Origin of the sequence: Demequina sediminis, from assembly GCF_039545075.1 — a bacterium.
GTDB lineage: Bacteria > Actinomycetota > Actinomycetes > Actinomycetales > Demequinaceae > Demequina > Demequina sediminis.
Map to the genome: position 1 here is coordinate 37,700 of NZ_BAABRR010000007.1, position 18,142 is coordinate 55,841.

The 18,142-nt window shown below is 69.4% G+C and carries 10 protein-coding genes; 8 read left to right on the forward strand and 2 right to left on the reverse strand.

The genetic code is table 11. The annotated features are described in order from the left end of the window. Positions 1-13 precede the first annotated feature (13 nt). Genes ABEA62_RS07670 through ABEA62_RS07680 form a run of 3 tightly spaced genes read left to right on the forward strand, consistent with a single transcriptional unit; the run spans position 14 to position 2,848 of the window. A complete protein-coding gene (locus tag ABEA62_RS07670; protein WP_286215309.1) occupies positions 14-985 on the forward strand; it encodes a hypothetical protein in 972 nt (323 codons plus the stop codon). Further along, on the forward strand, positions 982-1,959 hold the full coding sequence (locus ABEA62_RS07675; RefSeq protein ID WP_286215310.1) for a DUF8094 domain-containing protein: 978 nt from the start codon (positions 982-984) through the stop codon (positions 1,957-1,959). Before ABEA62_RS07670 ends, ABEA62_RS07675 begins: the two co-directional genes overlap by 4 nt. Positions 1,960-1,978: 19 nt before the next feature. Beyond that, complete coding sequence (locus ABEA62_RS07680) at positions 1,979-2,848, forward strand: co-chaperone YbbN (RefSeq protein ID WP_286215311.1); 870 nt, start codon at positions 1,979-1,981, stop codon at positions 2,846-2,848. 473 nt (positions 2,849-3,321) lie between these two features. On the opposite strand, the gene glgB is transcribed toward ABEA62_RS07680, so the two are convergent. Beyond that, positions 3,322-5,490 carry a 1,4-alpha-glucan branching protein GlgB gene (glgB, locus tag ABEA62_RS07685; RefSeq protein ID WP_345379443.1) on the reverse strand — a complete coding sequence of 723 codons (2,169 nt, stop codon included), beginning with the start codon at positions 5,488-5,490 and terminating at the stop codon, positions 3,322-3,324. Between the two features lie 38 nt (positions 5,491-5,528). Then, positions 5,529-7,529: an alpha-1,4-glucan--maltose-1-phosphate maltosyltransferase gene (locus tag ABEA62_RS07690; RefSeq protein ID WP_345379445.1), complete on the reverse strand. Its 2,001-nt coding sequence runs from the start codon at positions 7,527-7,529 to the stop codon at positions 5,529-5,531. A 360-nt stretch (positions 7,530-7,889) separates the two neighbouring features. On the opposite strand from ABEA62_RS07690, the gene ABEA62_RS07695 reads away from it, so the two are divergent. The 5 genes from ABEA62_RS07695 (at position 7,890) to ABEA62_RS07715 (ending at position 18,097) form a co-directional block, all read left to right on the forward strand. Then, positions 7,890-9,923, forward strand: a complete 2,034-nt coding sequence (locus ABEA62_RS07695; RefSeq protein WP_345379447.1) for a beta-galactosidase — start codon at positions 7,890-7,892, stop codon at positions 9,921-9,923. Positions 9,924-10,086: 163 nt separating this feature from the next. After that, entirely contained in the window at positions 10,087-11,334 is a 1,248-nt protein-coding gene (locus ABEA62_RS07700) for a sugar ABC transporter substrate-binding protein (protein WP_286215312.1), read from the forward strand. Positions 11,335-11,429: 95 nt separating this feature from the next. Beyond that, on the forward strand, positions 11,430-13,043 hold the full coding sequence (locus ABEA62_RS07705) for an ABC transporter permease subunit (RefSeq protein ID WP_286215313.1): 1,614 nt from the start codon (positions 11,430-11,432) through the stop codon (positions 13,041-13,043). Then, a complete protein-coding gene (locus ABEA62_RS07710; RefSeq protein ID WP_286215315.1) occupies positions 13,043-13,936 on the forward strand; it encodes a sugar ABC transporter permease in 894 nt (297 codons plus the stop codon). Before ABEA62_RS07705 ends, ABEA62_RS07710 begins: the two co-directional genes overlap by 1 nt. A 516-nt stretch (positions 13,937-14,452) precedes the next feature. Further along, positions 14,453-18,097: a glycosyl hydrolase 53 family protein gene (locus tag ABEA62_RS07715; protein WP_345379452.1), complete on the forward strand. Its 3,645-nt coding sequence runs from the start codon at positions 14,453-14,455 to the stop codon at positions 18,095-18,097. Positions 18,098-18,142 lie beyond the last annotated feature (45 nt).

Sequence of the window (18,142 nt, forward strand, 5' to 3'; positions counted from 1 at the left end):
ATCGGAGAACCACGTGACTTTGCGCACCACCGCGCTCATTGCAGGCGCGCTCGGGCTGCTGTTGCTCATCGGCGGTCTCATCGCCGACGCCATGCGCCCCGAAGCCGTCGGCACCCCGCGCGCGAGCCTGGAGACTGCCGTCCTCGTGATCGGCCCCGACCTCGTGGAGACCGTGGCGGACGGCTCGGTCACGATTGCGGGGACGGATGACATCGCTGCGTACGCGGGCCGTGCCGAGGACGTCGAGCTCTGGGCAGCGACCCGCGACGTCACCGCCGTGACGGGCATCGTGACCTGGGAGGATCTCACGGTCGAGCCGTTCGTGACCGAGGCGCCCGCCGTCGACCCGTCGGCCTCGCCCTCGGCCTCGCCGAGCGTGTCCGCAAGTGCCTCGGCCTCGCCGGAGCCCAGCCCCTCCGCGAGCCCTTCCGCATCGCCCTCCTCGTCGCCCTCAGCCTCGGCGTCGCCCACGCCCGAGCCCGCACTCGCGGACATCTGGCGCGACTCGTGGACCGGCTCGTCGACCCTGACGCTCGCCGCGAGCGAGATCCCCGACGGGCTCGTCCTGGTCGTCGAGTCGGTCGACGGCGAACCGCTGGAGAGCGTGGAGTTCAGCATCGAGCGCGTCGTCAACGACGGCTGGGTGGGCCCGCTCAAGTGGTGGGGCGGGGTGCTCGCCTTCTTCGGACTCGTCGCCCTGGTGTCGCTCGTGATCGACATGCGCACCGCGGGATCGAAGGTCGAGTCCTCGGTCGCCGCACGCCGCCCGTCGGAGCCCGCCGTACCGGGCGGCCGCCGCGAGCGTCGCGAGGCGGCGACCGCGACCAACGGCATTCCCGTGGTTGCCGCGCCCGCCGAGGACTGGACCGGTGAGGTCCCCGTGGTCCCGTCGCCACGGGCGGACGATGCCGCGGCAGACGCCGCGCGCGCCGCACGTGAGCAGGGCGAGGGTCAAGGCAACGACGACAAGGAGGACCGCGCATGAGAAGGTCAGCCCTTGCGGCGACCGTGGCGGTCGCGTCGCTCGCCGTGCTTGGCGGGTGCACCCCACCGGTGCCCGATGTCGTGACTGCCCCTGCCGTGCAGGAGCCCGCCGCCATCACCCAGACCCAGGTGGACCGCATCGTCCCCGCGACCTTTGCCGAACTCGCGGCCGCGGACGAGGCGCTCGACGCGTCACTGTTGACCGCGAGGGTCGCCGACCCCGCGGCGACCATTCGCGGCGTGCAGTACGCGCTGAGCGAGGCGGGCGATGAGGGCGCCGTGACCGAGCTGCCCGGGACGATGCAGGCCGTGTACGTGAGCGCGGAGGGCGTGTTCCCGCGCATCATGGTCGGCGTCTCCGAGGCCGCCGAGGACTCCACGCCCGTGGTGCTCATGTGGGTGCAGGAGGACATCGACGCGGACTACGCGCTCGTGAACTGGGCGCACATGATTCCGGGGGCATCGCTGCCCGCGATGCCAGGCACCGCGACGGGATCGAATCAGCTCCCGCTCGACACCGACACCCTTGCGGTCACGCCCGAGCAGGCGGTCAACGACTACGTGACGCTGCTCACCGAGGGCTCCGGAAGCGATGTCGCCGAGTCCTTCGAGGCCGACACGTACCGCGAGCGGCTCTTCGAGGCACGCAAGGCGCTCGACGCCGCGGCGAAGAAGGGCGACGGCGGCTTCAAGGACACGATCGAGGCGCGCCTCGACGACACGTTCGCCATGGCCACGGCTGACGGCGGCGCGCTGGTGTTCGCGCCGCTGAGCATCACGTCGCGGCTCGCCGTCAAGAACGGCGCCACGGTGTCGATCTCCGCCGCGGACAAGGCCCTGGTGGAGGGTGACCTCAAGGCGGCCGTGACGCATACCTATAGCGACTTCGTCGTCATTCACATCCCGGCCGATCCCGAGGCTAAGCCCGCCGTGGTGGCCGCCGACCACCACCTGGTCCGCGTCCAGGCCAAGTAGCCCCTGCTCAAGGAGACCCATGACTGACCCCACCGGCCCGCTGCGCGGCGCCGTCGACCTTGCCGCGCTCGCCGCGCGCTCGCGCCGCGCCGAGTCCGGACTCGCCACGATCGACGAGGCCCAGTTTCAGGACCTCGCGCAGCGTTCACTCGAGACGCCGGTCGTCATCGCCTTCATTGCCGCGGCCTCCCCGCAGAGCGAGGAGATCGCGAAGGCGCTGGCGGAGGATGCCGGGCGGGTGGGCGTGACGTTTGCCGCGTGTGACGTCGACGCCCAGCCGGTGATCGCCCAGGCCCTGCAGGTGAGGTCCGTGCCCGCGGCCGTCGCGCTCATCGGCGGCAGGCCTGCGCCGCTGTTCCAGGGCGCCGCGACGCGTGAGCAGATCACGGATCTCATCGCGCAGGTGGTGCAGGCGGCGCAGCAGATGGGAGCGGCGGCGGGCGTGAGCGCGCCCGAGCCGCCCGCCGAGCCGGCGGTGCCTCCGCTCCACCAGGAGGCCTACGACGCGATCGAGCGCGGCGACCTCGAGGGGGCCGAGGCGGTCTACGACCGCGCGCTCCGCGACAACCCCAAGGACGGCGAGGCGCGCAGTGGTCGTGCCCAGGTGCGGCTGATGGCCCGGTCGCGGCTCGCGGACCTGGCGGCGGTGCGCGCCGCGGCGGCCGAGCGACCGGACGACGTCGACGCGCAGCTCGCTGTCGCGGATCTGGACGTGATCGGCGGTCAGCTCGACGACGCCTTCGGTCGACTCATCGACCTGGTGCGGGCCTCCGCGGGCGACGAACGCGAGCGCGTCAGGGCACGACTGCTCGAGCTGTTCGACGTGGTCGACCCCGCCGACCCTCGCGTGCTCAGGGCGCGCCAGGCGCTCGCCTCCGCGTTGTACTAGCAGTCTCCACTCGCTCTCCTGCGGCTCCGCCACACCGCGCTGTTCTGCGGCTCCGCCACACCGCGCTGTCCTGCGGCTCCGCCACACCGCGCTGTTCTGCGGCTCCGCCACACCGCGCTGTCCTGCGGCTCCGCCACACCGCGCTGTTCTGCGGCTCCGCCACACAAGCCGCCCCGGCATCGGCCCTCAGCAGGTTCCGCGGGCGCGACACGCCGGCGACACGCCGGGACCTGTGTGGCGGAGCCGCGAAAACGTGTGGCGCAGCCGATACGGGCGGTCAAGGGTTTGCAGTCTGGCCGCCGTGCACTCTTGCGGCTGCGCCACACAACCCACCCCGGCATCGTCCCTCTGCGGCCTTTGCGGGCGCGACTCGCCGGCGACACGCCGGGACCTGTGTGGCGGAGCCGCGAAAACGTGTGGCGGAGCCGACAGGACGGGCGCAGCAGCAGTGGTACAGCGCCGTACGGGCCCTCTTAACCCCGGGGACGCCTGAGGATGACCGCGCCGAGCGGGGGCACGCGCAGCTGCGCGACCGCGGGGAAGCCGTGCCGCTCGCGCGCGACGGCCTCGACGCGGCCCAGATTGCCCACGCCGGAGCCGCCGTAGGCCTCGGCGTCGGTGTTGAACACCTCGTCCCACGCCCCGGGGTGGGGCAGGGGGAGCGTGTAGTTCTCGTGGGGCACGCCGGCGAAGTTCACCACGACAGCGACCTGTTCGCCCGACTCGTCGCCGCGCAGGAACGCGAGCACATTGTGCTTGGCGTCGTCGGCCTCGATCCATCGGAAGCCGCCGGGATCCGAGTCGCGCTCGAACAGCGGGGGAGTGTCGCGGTAGAGGCGGTTGAGATCGCCCACCATCCGTCGCACGCCCTCGTGAAGGCGGTCCTCGAGGTGCCACCAGTCGAGCGAGCGCCCCTCGGACCACTCCGCATACTGGCCGAACTCGCAGCCCATGAACAGCAGCTGCTTGCCCGGATGCGTCCACTGGTAGGCGAGCAGCGCGCGCAGGCCGGCCATCTTCTGCCAGTGATCTCCGGGCATCCTGTCGACGAGCGAGCCCTTGCCGTGCACGACCTCGTCGTGCGACAGCGGCAGCATGAAGTGCTCCGAGAACGCGTACATGAGCGAGAAGGTCACCGTGTGGTGGTGATACGAGCGATGCACGGGCTCCTCGCCCATGTAGCGCAGCGTGTCGTTCATCCAGCCCATGTTCCACTTGAGCCCGAACCCGAGGCCCCCCTGGTTGGTGGCCGCGGTGACGCCGGGCCAGGCCGTGGACTCCTCGGCGATCATGACGATGCCCGGCGCGTTGCGGTACGCCGTCGCGTTGGTCTCTTGCAGGAAGGCGATCGCATCGAGGTTCTCGCGGCCGCCGTGGACGTTGGGTCGCCACTGACCCGCCTCGCGCGAGTAGTCGAGGTAGAGCATCGAGGCCACCGCGTCGACCCGGAGACCGTCCGCGTGGAACTCGTGCAGCCAGTACACCGCGTTCGCGACCAGGAAGTTGCGCACCTCGGCGCGCCCGAAGTCGAAGATGAACGTGCCCCAGTCGGGCTGCTCGCCCCGGAGCGGGTCGGGGTGCTCGTACAGCGGCGTGCCGTCGAAGCGCCCGAGCGCCCACTCGTCCTTGGGGAAGTGGCCGGGCACCCAGTCGAGAATCACGCCCACGCCCGCCTGGTGGAGGGTGTCGATTAGGTAGCGCAACTCATCGGGGGAGCCGAATCGCGACGTCGGGGCGTAGTAGCCCGACACCTGGTAGCCCCACGAGCCGCCGAAGGGGTGCTCCATCACGGGCAGGAATTCGACGTGCGTGAATCCGAGCTCGGTGACGTAGGCCGTGAGCTGGTCCGCGAGCTCGACGTACCCGAGACCCTGGCGCCACGAGCCCAGGTGCACCTCGTACACGCTCATCGCGCTGCGGTGGGGCTGCGTGCCCGCGCGGCTCTCGAGCCACTGAGCGTCGCCCCAGGTGTAGGTCGACTCCTCGACCACCGATGCGGTGGCCGGCGGGATCTCGGTGCGCCGGGCCATGGGGTCGGCCTTCTGGCGCCAGTGGCCGTTCTTGTCGAGGATCTCGAACTTGTATGCGGTGCCCGACTCGATCCCGGGAATGAACAGTTCCCAGATGCCCGAGGACCCGAGCGTGCGCATCGCGTGCGCCGCGCCCTGCCAGTGGTTGAACTCGCCCACGACGCGCACGGCGCGCGCGTTCGGTGCCCACACCGCGAAGTCGGTGCCCACGACGTCGCCCAAGACCGAGTCGAGGCGGCGCACGTTCGCGCCGAGCGCCTCCCACAGTCGCTCGTGACGACCCTCGCGGATGAGGTGGAGGTCCAGCTCGCCCAGCAGCGGCAGGAAGCGGTACGGGTCGTCCGCGACCGACGCGACGCCGTCGTAGGTCGCGTGCACCCGGTAGTCGGGCACCTCGGTGCCCGGAAGGTCGGCGACCCAGATCCCCTGGTGCTCGTGCTCGGCGGGGAAGCGCCCCCCGAGCGTCTCGATCTCGACCGACTCGGCGAGAGGCCGCAGCACGCGGATCGTCACGCCATCTGCGTGGGGGTGGGGTCCCAACACGGTGTGTGGATCGTGGTGCATGCCTCGCGCGATGTCCTCGAGGACCGCCTGATCAAGCCTCTTGGGCATGGGTCACCACCTGTCTGTGGGTCGTAGATGCGTGGACGTCATGTGTGCCTCACCACGGCAACGTGGCTGAGGGAGACCGCGGGATCCAGACGGACAAAGAAGTCCTTGCCCCACGTGTACGTCGCGCCGCCCACGAGGTCATCGACCGTGAGCCGGGCATCGTCCTCGATCCCCACCGCGGCGAGGTCGAGCGACACGACCCCCGACTGCACGTGATGGGGGTCGAAGCTCACGATGACGATCACGGTGTCCGACGTGCCCGTGGGCGACTCGGCGGCGGGCACGTGACGCGTGAAGCACAGCAGCTGGGGATTGGTCGTCGGGTGCACGCGGAGCCCACGCAGCCTGCGCAGCGCGACGTGATCGCGGCGCGCCTGGTTGAGCGTGCGCAGCAGCGTCGCGATCCCGTACCGGTCCGCGTCCGCCCAGTCGCGCGGCTTGAACTCGTACTTCTCGTTGTCGATCTGCTCCTCGACGCCCGGCCGCGGCACGTTCTCGACGAACTCGTAGCCGGTGTAGATGCCGTAGGAGGGCGCGCCGGTCGCGGCGAGGACCGCGCGCATGCGGAAGATCGCGGGCCCGCCGTGCTGCATGTCGGGGGTGAGGATGTCGTGAGTCGTCGGCCAGAAGTTGGGGCGCATGTAGAACGACGCGTCGCCCGACACCTCCTCGAGGTACTCGCCCATCTCCTCGGCGTTCTGGCGCCACGTGAAGTACGTGTAGCTCTGGTGGAAGCCGATCTTCGCGAGGGTGTGCATCATCGCCGGCCGCGTGAAGGCCTCGGACAGGAAGATGACCTCCGGGTGGGCCTCCGCGATCTCCCTGAGGAGGCGTTCCCAGAAGGTCAGCGGCTTGGTGTGCGGATTGTCGACCCGGAACAGGGTGACGCCGGCCTGGATCCACACCTCGAGCATGTCGCGGATCGCGTGATAGATGCCCTCGGGGTCGTTGTCGAAGTTGAGGGGGTAGATGTCCTGGTACTTCTTCGGGGGATTCTCGGCGTAGGCAATGGTGCCGTCGAGTCGCGTGGTGAACCATTCGGGGTGCTCGGTGACCCAGGGGTGGTCCGGCGAGCACTGCAGCGCGACGTCCAGCGCAACCTCGAGGCCCACCTCCCTGGCCCGCTTCACGAAGGCCTTGAACGAGCGCATCGTCCCCAATTCGGGGTGCAGGGCGTCGTGGCCGCCCTCGGCCGCGCCGATCGCATACGGGCTGCCGGGATCGCCTGGCTCGGCCTTGAGCGAATTGTTGCGGCCCTTGCGGTGCGTCGCCCCGATCGGGTGGATGGGCGTGAGGTAGACGACGTCGAAGCCCATGTCCGCGATCCCGGGGAGTCGCTTCGCCGCGGTCGCGAAGGTGCCCGAGGTCCACTCGCCGGTGCGCTTGTTCTGCTTCGCGCCCTCCGACCGGGGGAAGATCTCGTACCACGCCGAGACCAGGGCCTTCTCGCGCTGGATGAGGAGCGGATACTCGCGCGAGGTGGTCACCCAGTCGCGCAGGGGGGCGGCGGTGAGGACAGCCTTGAGCTCGGGGGACGATGCGGGGGCCAGGCGGGCCTCCGGCGCGAGGCGGCCGTCCGTGAGGGCCGCGATGGCCTGCTCGAGCAGCGCCTGCTTGGCCGGCGCGCGGCGCACCTCCGTGAGTGCGCGCGTGAGAATCGCGACGCCCTCGTCGAGCATGAGCTGGACGTCGACCCCCGCGTGGATCTTGACCTCCGCGGCGTGCAGCCACGTCGCGACGGGGTCGGACCATGCCTCGACGCGGAAGTGGTGGAGCCCCTCGTGGCGCGGGATGAAGGCCGCGCGGTAGAGGCTGGTGCCCCAGTCGTGCAGGGGCATGGGGAGCCGCTCGCGTCGCCCGTCGGGCCGGGTGACGACCACGGTCGCGCCCTCGGCATCGTGGCCCTCGCGGAAGATGGTCGCCGTGATGGGGACCGCCTCTCCCACGACGGCCCGCGCGGGCCATCGTCCCTCCTCAAGCGAAGGCTGGACCCCCACGATGGGGATGCGACCGACAGACGTCTCTGGGGATCGGGCCATGGTCCGAACCTACTCGGATTGCACGCGCTTGTGTACCAAGGGGAGCGCGAGGCGCTCGAGGCGGTCGGTTCGTGCCGCGCACACGGCGGTGTCACGCACGCGAAGGTCACATTTTGCTGACGATGTCGCGTTCCTCAACGGACTCGGGGTACTGTGGTCCGCAGGAGATGTAACCGCTTGCATCCAAAGGGGGTTGTGTGCGGTCACAGTTCTATAACGGAGCGTCACAAAGCGGTAACGGGGTCCTTCTCGATTTGCCGCGGCGTGTTTCTGCGATGTAGAACTGTGAACGGTCCCAGTAGGGGCGGCCGAAGAGGTCCGCCACAAGGCGGCTGCCCGTGGGTAGCCCAAAGGAGTGTCATGACGGCAGCAGCGAGTTGGCCCCGCATCGAGGGCCTCGCCTACGGCGGGGACTACAACCCCGAGCAGTGGTCGCGCGCGACGTGGGATGAGGACGTGCTCCTCATGCGCGAGGCTGGCGTCAACCTGGTCTCCGTCGGCATCTTCTCCTGGGCGCTCCTCGAGCCCAAGGAGGGCCTCTACGACTTCGCGTGGATGGACGAGCTCCTCGACCTGCTGCACGCCAATGGCATCGCGGTCGACCTGGGCACGCCGAGCGTGTCGCCCCCGGCGTGGTTCTTCCACGCGTACCCCGAGTCGCGCGTGGTCACCAAGGACGGCACTGTCATGGGGTTCGGCTCGCGCGGCATGGCCTCGCACGCCTCGCCCGAGTACCGCGAGGCGATCGCCCGCATGGCGGGCGAGCTCGCTCGCCGGTATGGCAACCACCCCGCCGTCGTGATGTGGCACGTCCACAACGAGTACGGCGTGCCGGTGGGCGAGGACTTCTCGCCGCGTGCCGTCGCGTCATGGCGCGGCTGGCTGCAGCGCCGCTACAGCACGCTCGAGGCACTCAACTCGGCGTGGGGCACGGCCTTCTGGGGCCAGCACTACGACGACTGGGAGCACGTGGTCGCGCCCGCCGCCACCCCCACCACCGTCAACCCGGCCATGAAGCTCGACTGGGCACGCTTCACCGACGATCAGCTCCGTGAGTGCTTCGTGATCGAGCGTGACGCGATTCGCGAGCACGCCTCGCAGCCCGTCACCACCAACTTCATGGCGCACCAGTCGTGGAACGTCGACCTGTGGAAGTGGGCGCAGCTCGTGGACGTGGTGTCGGACGACCACTACCTCTGGGCGCCAGACCCCGACGCTCACGTGTTGTTGTCGCTCGCCGCGGACCTCACGCGCTCGGTCGCGGGAGGCAAGCCGTGGATCCTCATGGAGCACTCGACCTCGGCCGTCAACTGGCAGGGGCACAACGTCGCCAAGCGCGCGGGTGAGATGCGTCGCAACTCGCTCACGCACCTCGCGCGCGGTGCGGATGCCGTGATGTTCTTCCAGTGGCGCGCCTCGCGCTCCGGCGCGGAGAAGTTCCACTCCGCGATGATTCCCCACGCCGGCACGAACTCGCGCCTGTGGCGCGAGGTCGTCGAGCTCGGCGGCCACCTCAAGGACGCCGCCGAGGTGCGCGGCTCCGTCGTCAGGGCGGACGTCGCGGTCCTCTACGACTGGGAGTCGCTGTGGGCCCAGGACCTCGAGTGGCGGCCGTCGGACGACGTCCAGTTCCGTGAGCGGATGCGCGCCTACTACGAGGGACTGTGGCGCGACGGCGTGACCGTCGACTTCGCCCACCCCACGCACGACCTGTCGCGCTACAAGCTCGTCGTGGCACCCGCCTCGTACCTGCTCACCGCCGAGGCGGCGGCGAACCTCACGGCCTACGTCGCCGGCGGTGGCACGCTGCTGGTGAACTTCTTCTCCGGGATCGTGGATGAGCACGATGCCGTCCACGCCGGCGGCTTCGGGGCCCCCCTCAAGGACGCGCTGGGCGTGACCGTCGAGGAGTTCCTGCCGATGCGCCCCGGCGACACCGCCGCCGTGCGCTTCACCGACGGCCACGCGCGCGAGGTGCCGGCCGACGTGTGGCAGGAGGACCTGATCCTCGCCGGAGCCGAGGTGAAGGCCGAGTACGTGTCCGGCCCCGCCGCGGGCAAGCCCGCGATCACGCGTCACACTCACGGCCAGGGCGTGGGGTGGTACGTGAGCACCCGGCTCGACGTGGCCGGCCTGCGCTCCGTCCTCGAGGCGGTCTACGCCGATGCGGGCGTCTCGCCCGTTGCGCGTCCCGACACGCTCGAGGTTGTCACGCGCCACGGCGCACACCACGACTTCGTTGTCGCCATCAACCACGGCGACGACGCAGCTCGGTATCCGGTGGCAGGGCTCGACCTGCTCACCGGGGACGAGACCAATGGCGAGCTCGAGGTGCAGGGAGGCGGCGTCGCCGTCGTCCGCACCGCGCGCGACACCGGCGGTGACGGGGGCTGATCCCAGGGGAGAAGCCGGGCTGCGCCGGCATCCCTCCCAGCCCCTCCCATTCAACTGAAGACCTGGTCAGCCCGGCAGGGTGACCGAATCGGAAGTAACCTGTCGCAGAGACGCGATCTCACCAGAGGCGCGCAATGTGGCCCCACTCTGGAAGGAAATTCCCATGCGCAAGAAGATCGGCATGGCCGCCGCTCTGGCGACCTCGGTCGCACTGCTCGCCGCCTGCTCCTCGGGCGGCACCACCGACCCGACCCCCGAGCCCTCGGCGAGCGAGTCCACCCCGGCAATTGCCGGCGGCGAGCTCACCATCTGGGTCGACGAGAACCGCGAGCCCGCGGTCGCCGCGGCGGCCGAGACCTTCGAGGCCGAGACCGGCTCGACCGTCACGCTCGTCCAGAAGAACTTCGAGGACATCCGCGCTGACTTCCTCGCTCAGGTCCCGACCGGCGAGGGCCCGGACATCACCATTGGTGCCCACGACTGGCTGGGCGCGCTCATCGAGGGCGGTGTCGTCAACACCGTCGACCTCGGCGCCACCGCCGGCTCGTTCGCCCAGGTGGGCCTCGACGCCATGAGCTACGAGGGCCAGCTGTACGGCATGCCCTACGCGCTCGAGGCGATCGCTCTCATCCAGAACGTCGACCTCGTGGGCGAGGAGGCCCCGACGTCGTGGGACGACATGATCCAGCGCGGCATCGACTCCGGTGCCGAGCGTGCATTCTGCATCACCACCAACGGCGAGACCGGTGACGGCTACTTCATGTACCCGTTCCAGACCTCGTTCGGTGCCCCCGTGTTCGTTCAGGACGGCGGCTCCTACACGTCCGAGGTCGGCATGGGTGGCGACGCCGGTACCGCGTTCGCGACCTGGCTTGCCGAGAACGGCGAGGCCGGCGCTGGCCACATCTCGACCACGATCGACTACGCGATCAACAACGAGCTCTTCAACTCGGGCGAGTGCGCGTACACCGTCCAGGGTCCGTGGGCGCTCGGCGATTTCCCCGACGTCAACTTCAAGGTCAACCCGGTCCCGCCGGCCGGTGACCAGGCCGCTGCCCCGTTCGTGGGTGTCCAGGGCTTCTACGTCTCCTCGCAGTCGGCCAACGCGCTGCTCGCGAACGAGTTCCTGACCAACTACGTCGCGACCCCCGAGGCGATGCAGGCCCTCTACGACGCCGACCCGCGTCTGCCCGCGTTCGAGGGTGTGGACACCGCGTCCGCGCCGTTCCCTGACGCGATCGAGGGCTTCCAGGCCTCGGCCGACCAGGGTGTCCCGATGCCCAACATCCCCCAGATGGGTTCGGTGTGGGACTTCTGGAACGCGGCTCAGTCCGCCATCATCAAGGGCGCCGACCCCGCGGCGACCTGGACCAAGATGGTTGACGACCTGTCGGCTTCGCTCGCCGGCTAATTCCTGACCGCCGTGGGGCGGGGCACCTCGTGTCTCGCCCCACGGCATCGGCGCCTCACGCGCCATTTCGACTGTCGAGACTCTGAGGAGAGACAATGACCACCGGTCAGGATGCGTCGCCGGAGACGGTGAAGCCCAAGCCCCCGCGGGAGTCGTACGCCCGCCAGATCCAGGGCATGGGTTGGGGCTTCCTCGTGAAGCTCCTGCTCATGATGCTCGTCAACGCCCTCGGGCTGTCGGTCATCCTGTCGGCGTGGAACGCCGAGGCCTGGGGAATCCTGACCGCGTCCGTGGTCCTGCTGATCGCGGCCGACGTCGTGTACTTCTCGAAGCGGATGCTGCCGCTCAAGTACATCTACCCCGGCCTCGTCTTCCTCCTCATCTTCCAGGTGTTCACGATGGCCTACACGGCCTACGTCGCGAGCACCAACTACGGCGCGGGCCACAACGTCTCGAAGGAGCAGGCCGTCGAGTCCGCGCTCATTCAGGACGAGCGCCAGGTGGCCGACTCGCCGATCTACCCGCTCGCCGTGGTTCGCGGCGACGGAGGTCTTGGCTTCGCCGTGGGTGTCGACGGCGAGGTCCAGGTGGGCACCGCCGAGCAGCCGCTCGAGGTGGTCGACGGCGCCGCCCTCGACGACTCGGGCCGCCCCACCGAGGTTCCCGGCTGGGAGGTTGTGCCTCGCGCCGAGCTCCTCAGCGACCAGGAGCTCGCTCAGGAGGTCACGTCGCTGCGCGTGCCGGTGTCGGACGATGCCGACGAGGGCTCCCTGCGCACCCGCGAGGGGTCGACCGCGTCGATCTACCGTTCGTCGCTCGTCTGGGACGAGGGCGCGGGCACGCTGACCAACACCGAGACCGGCGTGGTGTACACCGCCGACGAGTTCGGCACCTTCCGCGGTGACGACGGCTCGTCGCTGCCGGTGGGCTTCTACGTCAACGTCGGCTTCGACAACTTCGTCAAGGCCGTCACCGACCCCGACTACGCCGGCCCGCTGCTCAAGGTCACGGCGTGGACGTTCTCCTTCGCCATCCTCACGGTGATCTCGAGCTTCCTGCTCGGCCTCCTGTTCGCGCTGATCTTCAACGACGACCGCATCAAGGGCAAGAAGGTCCTGAGGACGCTGTTCATCCTCCCGTACGCCTTCCCGGCCTTCCTCTCCGCGCTGTTGTGGCGAGGCATGCTCAACTCCGAGTTCGGCATCATCAACGACTGGTTCTTCTTCGGGGCCAACATCAACTGGCTGGGTGACCCGTGGCTCGCCAAGTTCTCGATCCTGTTCGTGAACCTGTGGCTCAGCTACCCCTACTGGTTCCTGGTCTGCACCGGCGCGCTGCAGTCGATGCCCGGCGAGACCCTCGAGGCCGCCAAGATCGACGGCGCGGGTAGTTGGCGTCAGTTCCGGTCCATCCAGTTCCCGCTGCTGCTGGTGTCGACCGCGCCCCTCGCGATCGCATCGTTCGCCTTCAACTTCAACAACTTCACCATCATCTACATGCTCACCAACGGCGGGCCACGGTTCACCGATACGAGCGTGCCGCTCGGCAGTACCGACATCCTCATCTCCGCGATCTATCAGATCTCCGGTGTCGCGGGCGGCCGCGCCGACTACGGCCTCGCCGCGGCGCTGTCGATCGTCGTGTTCGTGGTGGTCGGTGCCGTCTCGGCGATCGCCTTCCGTCAGACCAAGAAGCTCGAGGAGTTCTAATGGCTACGTCAGCAGCTCCCGCCCCCACTCGCCGTCGCCAGCCCACGCGCCGCTCGCGCTGGTGGCTCGAGGTCGGATGGCGCTATCCGGTCGCCGCGGTCATCATCTTCTACGCCGCGTTCCCGCTGGTCTTCGTGCTGTCCGCCTCGCTTGACGAGCGTGGCAGCCTCGCGGGCACGTCCGCACTCTTCAGCTCGATCAGCTTCCAGAACTACGCCAACCTCAACGACACGCTGTTCTGGACCTGGGTGGGCAACACCCTGATCATCGGCTCCGCGGCGGCGATCGGCGCGGTGCTCATGGGCGCCGCGGCTGCGTACGCGTTCTCGCGCTTCCGCTTCAAGGGGCGGCGCTTCTCGCTCACGAGCCTGCTGATCCTGCAGATGTTCCCGCAGACCGTGGCCTTCGTCGCGGTGTTCCTGCTGCTGCTCGCGCTCGGCAATGTGGTGCCCGCGCTGGGTATCAACTCGAAGCTCGCGCTGATCTGCGTCTACCTGGGCACCGCACTGGGAGCCAACACGTTCCTCATGTACGGCTTCTTCAACTCGATCCCGCAGGACATGGACGAGGCCGCCAAGATCGACGGCGCGAGCCACTCGCAGATCTTCTGGAAGCTCATCATGCCGCTCGTGTCGCCCATCCTCGCGGTGGTCGGGCTGCTCGCGTTCATCTCGGCATTCGGCGACTTCATCCTCGCGAGAATCGTGTTGGTGTCCTCCGAGAATTGGACGCTCGCGGTAGGCATGTACCAATGGGTGTCGGACCAGTTGTCCGCGCGCTGGGGCATCTTCTCCGCGGGCACCATCATCGCCGCGGTTCCCGTGCTGATCCTGTTCCTCGCGCTGCAGCGCTACATCGTGGGCGGACTGACGTCGGGATCCGTCAAGGGCTGAGTCCTCCGCATCGCAGGGCCCGGGGCGCGCGCCGCCCCGGGCCCTCGCTGTGTGTACACGCGCGCTTTCCTGCGGCTCCGCCACACGCCGGGCGGGGAAGGGGACATCCCTGGTCGGTGTGGTGACGTTGATGCGCGCCATGGGACATCCAGGGTCGAAGGCGTGTGGCGGACCGTATCGACTGGGCCGCCGCCAAGCTGGACTCGCCTCCTCTCAAAAGTGGAACCGGTCACAGTACGGTTACAAACCTGGTGCGGGCCTCCACGCGGCCCCGCCGCGCGGGTAATGTTGGGACCGCTCACAGAGTGCGCGAGACGCCACAGTCTCGCGATTCGACGGAGACCTCGGGCGTCAACCCGGCCGGCACCGCTGCCGATCGGACCGCGCTCCTCCGCCGAGCCCCGTGCGGAGCCGCTCCTGCGGTCCCGCGCACCACCCGGTCGGGAGCAACGACGGCTCCCGGCGCCGCCCGGCCCCCACGGGCGGCAGATCAACGTCGATCCGAGGGAAGGAAGCATGAGACTCAACCTCAGGACCACGGCCGCCGCGGCGACCGCGGCGCTCTGCAGCATCGTCATGGGTTCCACGGTCGCGAGCGCGGCCACGGACGAGCCCATCGAGGCCGGTATCACCGTCCCGCAGGTGGAAAACCTGCCCGATGACTTCATGAACGGGGTCGACGCCTCGTCGATCCTGTCGCTCGAGGAGAGCGGCGTCACGTTCAAGGACTTCGCTGGCAATGAGGCCGACGTCTTCGACGTCATGGCCGATGCCGGCATCAACTACTCGCGCATTCGCGTGTGGAACGACCCCTTCACCGCCGAGGGCGAGGGCTACGGCGGCGGTAACGTCGACGCCGAGCGCGCCGCGGTGATGGGAAAGCGCGCCACCGACGCCGGAATGCGCGTGTTCGTGGACTTCCACTATGCGGACTTCTGGGCGCACCCCGGCCAGCAGCCGGTGCCCAAGGCCTGGGTGGGGATGACCGCCGCGGAGAAGGCCGACGCGCTGTACGACTACACCGCCGAGACCCTTCAGTACATGGTCGACCAGGGTGTCGACGTGGGCATGGTGCAGATCGGCAACGAGACCACCAACCTCCAGCTCACGGGTGAGAACTGGCCCGCCTCGGGCGCGCTGTTCAAGGCCGGCGCGGACGCCGTCCGCGACACCCTGGGCGAGGACGCCAAGATCGCGATCCACTTCACCAACCCCGAGCGCGGCACCTACATGGGCTACGCGGACAAGCTGGCGAAGGGCCCTGACAACGTCCTGGGCACGGGAGACGAGATCGACTACGACGTGTTCGCGAGCTCGTACTACGCGTTCTGGCACGGCACGCTCGAGAACCTCACGACCCAGCTGTCGAACGTCGCCACGGCGTACGACAAGGAGGTCATCGTCGCCGAGACCTCCTGGAACTACACGCTCGAGGACGGTGACGGACACACCAACACCATTCGCTCGACCACCGCAAGCGACAAGTACTCGTCGTCGGTGCAGGGTCAGGCCCTCGCGGTGCGCGACGTGATCGACGCGACCGTCAACGTGGGCGAGGCCGGAATCGGCGTCTTCTACTGGGAGCCCGCGTGGCTGCCGGTCGGCCCGCCGGAGGAGCTCGACAACAACAAGCTGCTGTGGGAGGAGTTCGGTTCGGGCTGGGCGTCGTCCTACGCGGGCGAGTACGACCCCGACGATGCCGGTGTCTGGTTTGGCGGCTCAGCCTGGGACAACCAGGCGATGTTCGACTTCGAGGGCAACCCGCTCGAGTCGCTGCGCGTGTTCGACTACGCCCGCACCGGCACGGTTGCTCCGCGTGAGGTCGACGCCATCCAGTCGCCCTCGATCACGGTGGTTGACGGCGAGGCCATCGAGCTTCCCGCCTCCGTCACGGTGAGCTACACCGACGGCACCTCGGAGGACGAGACCGTCACGTGGGGCGCCAAGGTCGAGTGGATCACGGGGCCTGGCACCTACGAGGTTCCCGGCACCACGTCCGGCGGCCATGCCACGACGGCCACCGTCACGGTGCTCGCCTCGGCGGGCGAGGGCGCGAACCTCGTCGTCAACGGCGGCTTCGAGGACGGCGCCGCTCCCTGGACTGGTTCCGGGACGGGCTACACGCTGTCGTCGTCGTCGACGTCCGACGTCTACGAGGGCAGCCGCACCGCCCACTTCTACAGCGGCGCGGACTTCCAGTTCACGATCCAGCAGGAGATCACCGACGTTCCGGCGGGCACGTACCGCCTGACCGCGGTCGCGCACGGCGAGTCCGGTGACGGCGACACCGCCTACATCACGGCGGCCTCCGGCATCGCGTCCGTGAGCGACGACGTCCTGCTCGAGGGCTGGCAGGCGTACCACACCTCCCGCACCGACCTCCTGAGCGTGGTCGAGGGCGCGACCGTCACGGTGTCCGCGACGTTCGACCTGTCGGGCGGCTCGTGGGGCGCAATCGACGCGTTCGAGTTGGTCGCCGAGACCCCCGTGGTCGAGGCCGACACGACTGCCCTCGAGGGTCTCCTCGACGACGCCGCCGCGCTCGACCGCGACGCATGGTCCGCCGTGACCCTGCTCGCGGTGGACCGTGCGGTCGCGCGGGCGGAGTTCATCATGGATGCGTCCGCTCCGAGCCAGGCCTCGGTGGACGCCGCGGCCGACTCTCTCGAGCAGGCGATCGACGCGCTCGCACCGGGCGACGGCACGATTCCCGACCCCACCGTGGCGCCCGTCGAGCTGACGGTCGTCGAGGGCGACGAGATCACCCTTCCCGGCACGGTCGACGTGGTCGCCTACGACGACTCGACCGTCTCGGAGGAGGTCGTGTGGAGCGGCGCTCAGGACTGGATCTCCGGCCCCGGCGTCTACACCGTCACGGGCATCACCGAGGGTGGCTGGCTCGCCACGGCGACCATCACGGTCACCGCGCGTGGGCTGGTCAACCCCGGCTTCCAGACCGGCGACACCACCGGATGGGACCTCCCCTCCGATCCTCATCCCGAGACGTACGGCGTGGTCGCGGACCAGTGGAGCTCGGTGGGCGGCCAGGCGTTCAACGTGTGGGGTCCGACCCCGTACGAGTACGTCCTGAGCCAGACCCTCGAGGGCCTCGCGCCCGGCACCTACGCGGTGTCGGCGGGCGGTCACGGCGAGGACACCGCGACCGACGCGGTCGCGCTGACGGGTGAGCTGTTCGCCACGTCCGGCGACGCGGAGGAGACGGACGCGTTCGCCTTCACCGGCTGGGGCGCATGGGACTACCCGACGGTCTCCGTGACCGTGGGCGACTCGGGCACCCTCACCGTGGGCGTCCGCGGCGCCGGCGGCACCGAGGACTACGCGTGGTACGACGAGTTCACGCTCGAGCGGACCGACGCCGTGGCGGCTGACACCGCCGCGCTCGAGGACGCGCTGGCCGCGGCGAGCGGGGTCGACCGTGACCTCTTCACCGTGCCGTCGCTCGCCGTGCTCGACCTCGCGGTCGAGATCGGCGGGATCGCTTTGAGCGCCGACACCCCCGACCAGGATGCCGTCGACGAGGCCACCGCGATCGTGACAGGGGCGATCGACGCCCTGGTGGCGGTGCCCGACCTCGCGGACATCACTCCCGACTCGACGGAGTTCTTCACGGAGATCTCGTGGCTCGCTCGCGAGGGCATCACGACGGGCTGGGCCAACGGCGACGGAACGTTCGACTTCCGTCCGCTGTCGCCCATCACCCGCGACGCGATGGCGGCGTTCCTCTACCGCTTCGCTGGCGAGCCCGAGGTCGAGCTGCCCGCCGAGTCTCCCTTCGTGGACGTGACGCCCACGTCGACGGAGTTCTACACGGAGATCGTGTGGATGTACCAGGAGGGACTGTCCACCGGTTGGGAAACCGCCGCGGGTCGCGAGTACCGCCCCCTGTCGCACGTCAAGCGCGACGCGATGGCGGCATTCCTCTACCGCTTCGCGGGTAGCCCCGCGTGGGAGGACCCCGCGCAGTCGCCGTTCGTCGATGTCACCCCCGACAGCACGGAGTTCTTCACGGAGATCACCTGGTTGGCGGACACGGGCATCACGACCGGCTGGGAGACCCCCGCTGGCGACGAGTACCGCGCGCTGGCGCACGTCAAGCGCGACGCGATGGCCGCCTTCCTCTACCGGTTCGCCGGGATGTAGGAGGCCTCACGCACGACGGCCGTGGCCCCGGGTTCTGCCCGGGGC

Excerpts from the sequence above, each read along its gene's own strand:
- ABEA62_RS07675 (WP_286215310.1), top strand. The coding sequence starts at position 982 with ATGAGAAGGTCAGCCCTTGCGGCGACCGTGGCGGTCGCGTCGCTCGCC.
- ABEA62_RS07680 (WP_286215311.1), top strand. The coding sequence starts at position 1,979 with ATGACTGACCCCACCGGCCCGCTGCGCGGCGCCGTCGACCTTGCCGCG.
- glgB (WP_345379443.1), bottom strand. The coding sequence starts at position 5,490 with ATGCCCAAGAGGCTTGATCAGGCGGTCCTCGAGGACATCGCGCGAGGC.
- ABEA62_RS07690 (WP_345379445.1), bottom strand. The coding sequence starts at position 7,529 with ATGGCCCGATCCCCAGAGACGTCTGTCGGTCGCATCCCCATCGTGGGG.
- ABEA62_RS07695 (WP_345379447.1), top strand. The coding sequence starts at position 7,890 with ATGACGGCAGCAGCGAGTTGGCCCCGCATCGAGGGCCTCGCCTACGGC.
- ABEA62_RS07700 (WP_286215312.1), top strand. The coding sequence starts at position 10,087 with ATGCGCAAGAAGATCGGCATGGCCGCCGCTCTGGCGACCTCGGTCGCA.
- ABEA62_RS07705 (WP_286215313.1), top strand. The coding sequence starts at position 11,430 with ATGACCACCGGTCAGGATGCGTCGCCGGAGACGGTGAAGCCCAAGCCC.
- ABEA62_RS07710 (WP_286215315.1), top strand. The coding sequence starts at position 13,043 with ATGGCTACGTCAGCAGCTCCCGCCCCCACTCGCCGTCGCCAGCCCACG.
- ABEA62_RS07715 (WP_345379452.1), top strand. The coding sequence starts at position 14,453 with ATGAGACTCAACCTCAGGACCACGGCCGCCGCGGCGACCGCGGCGCTC.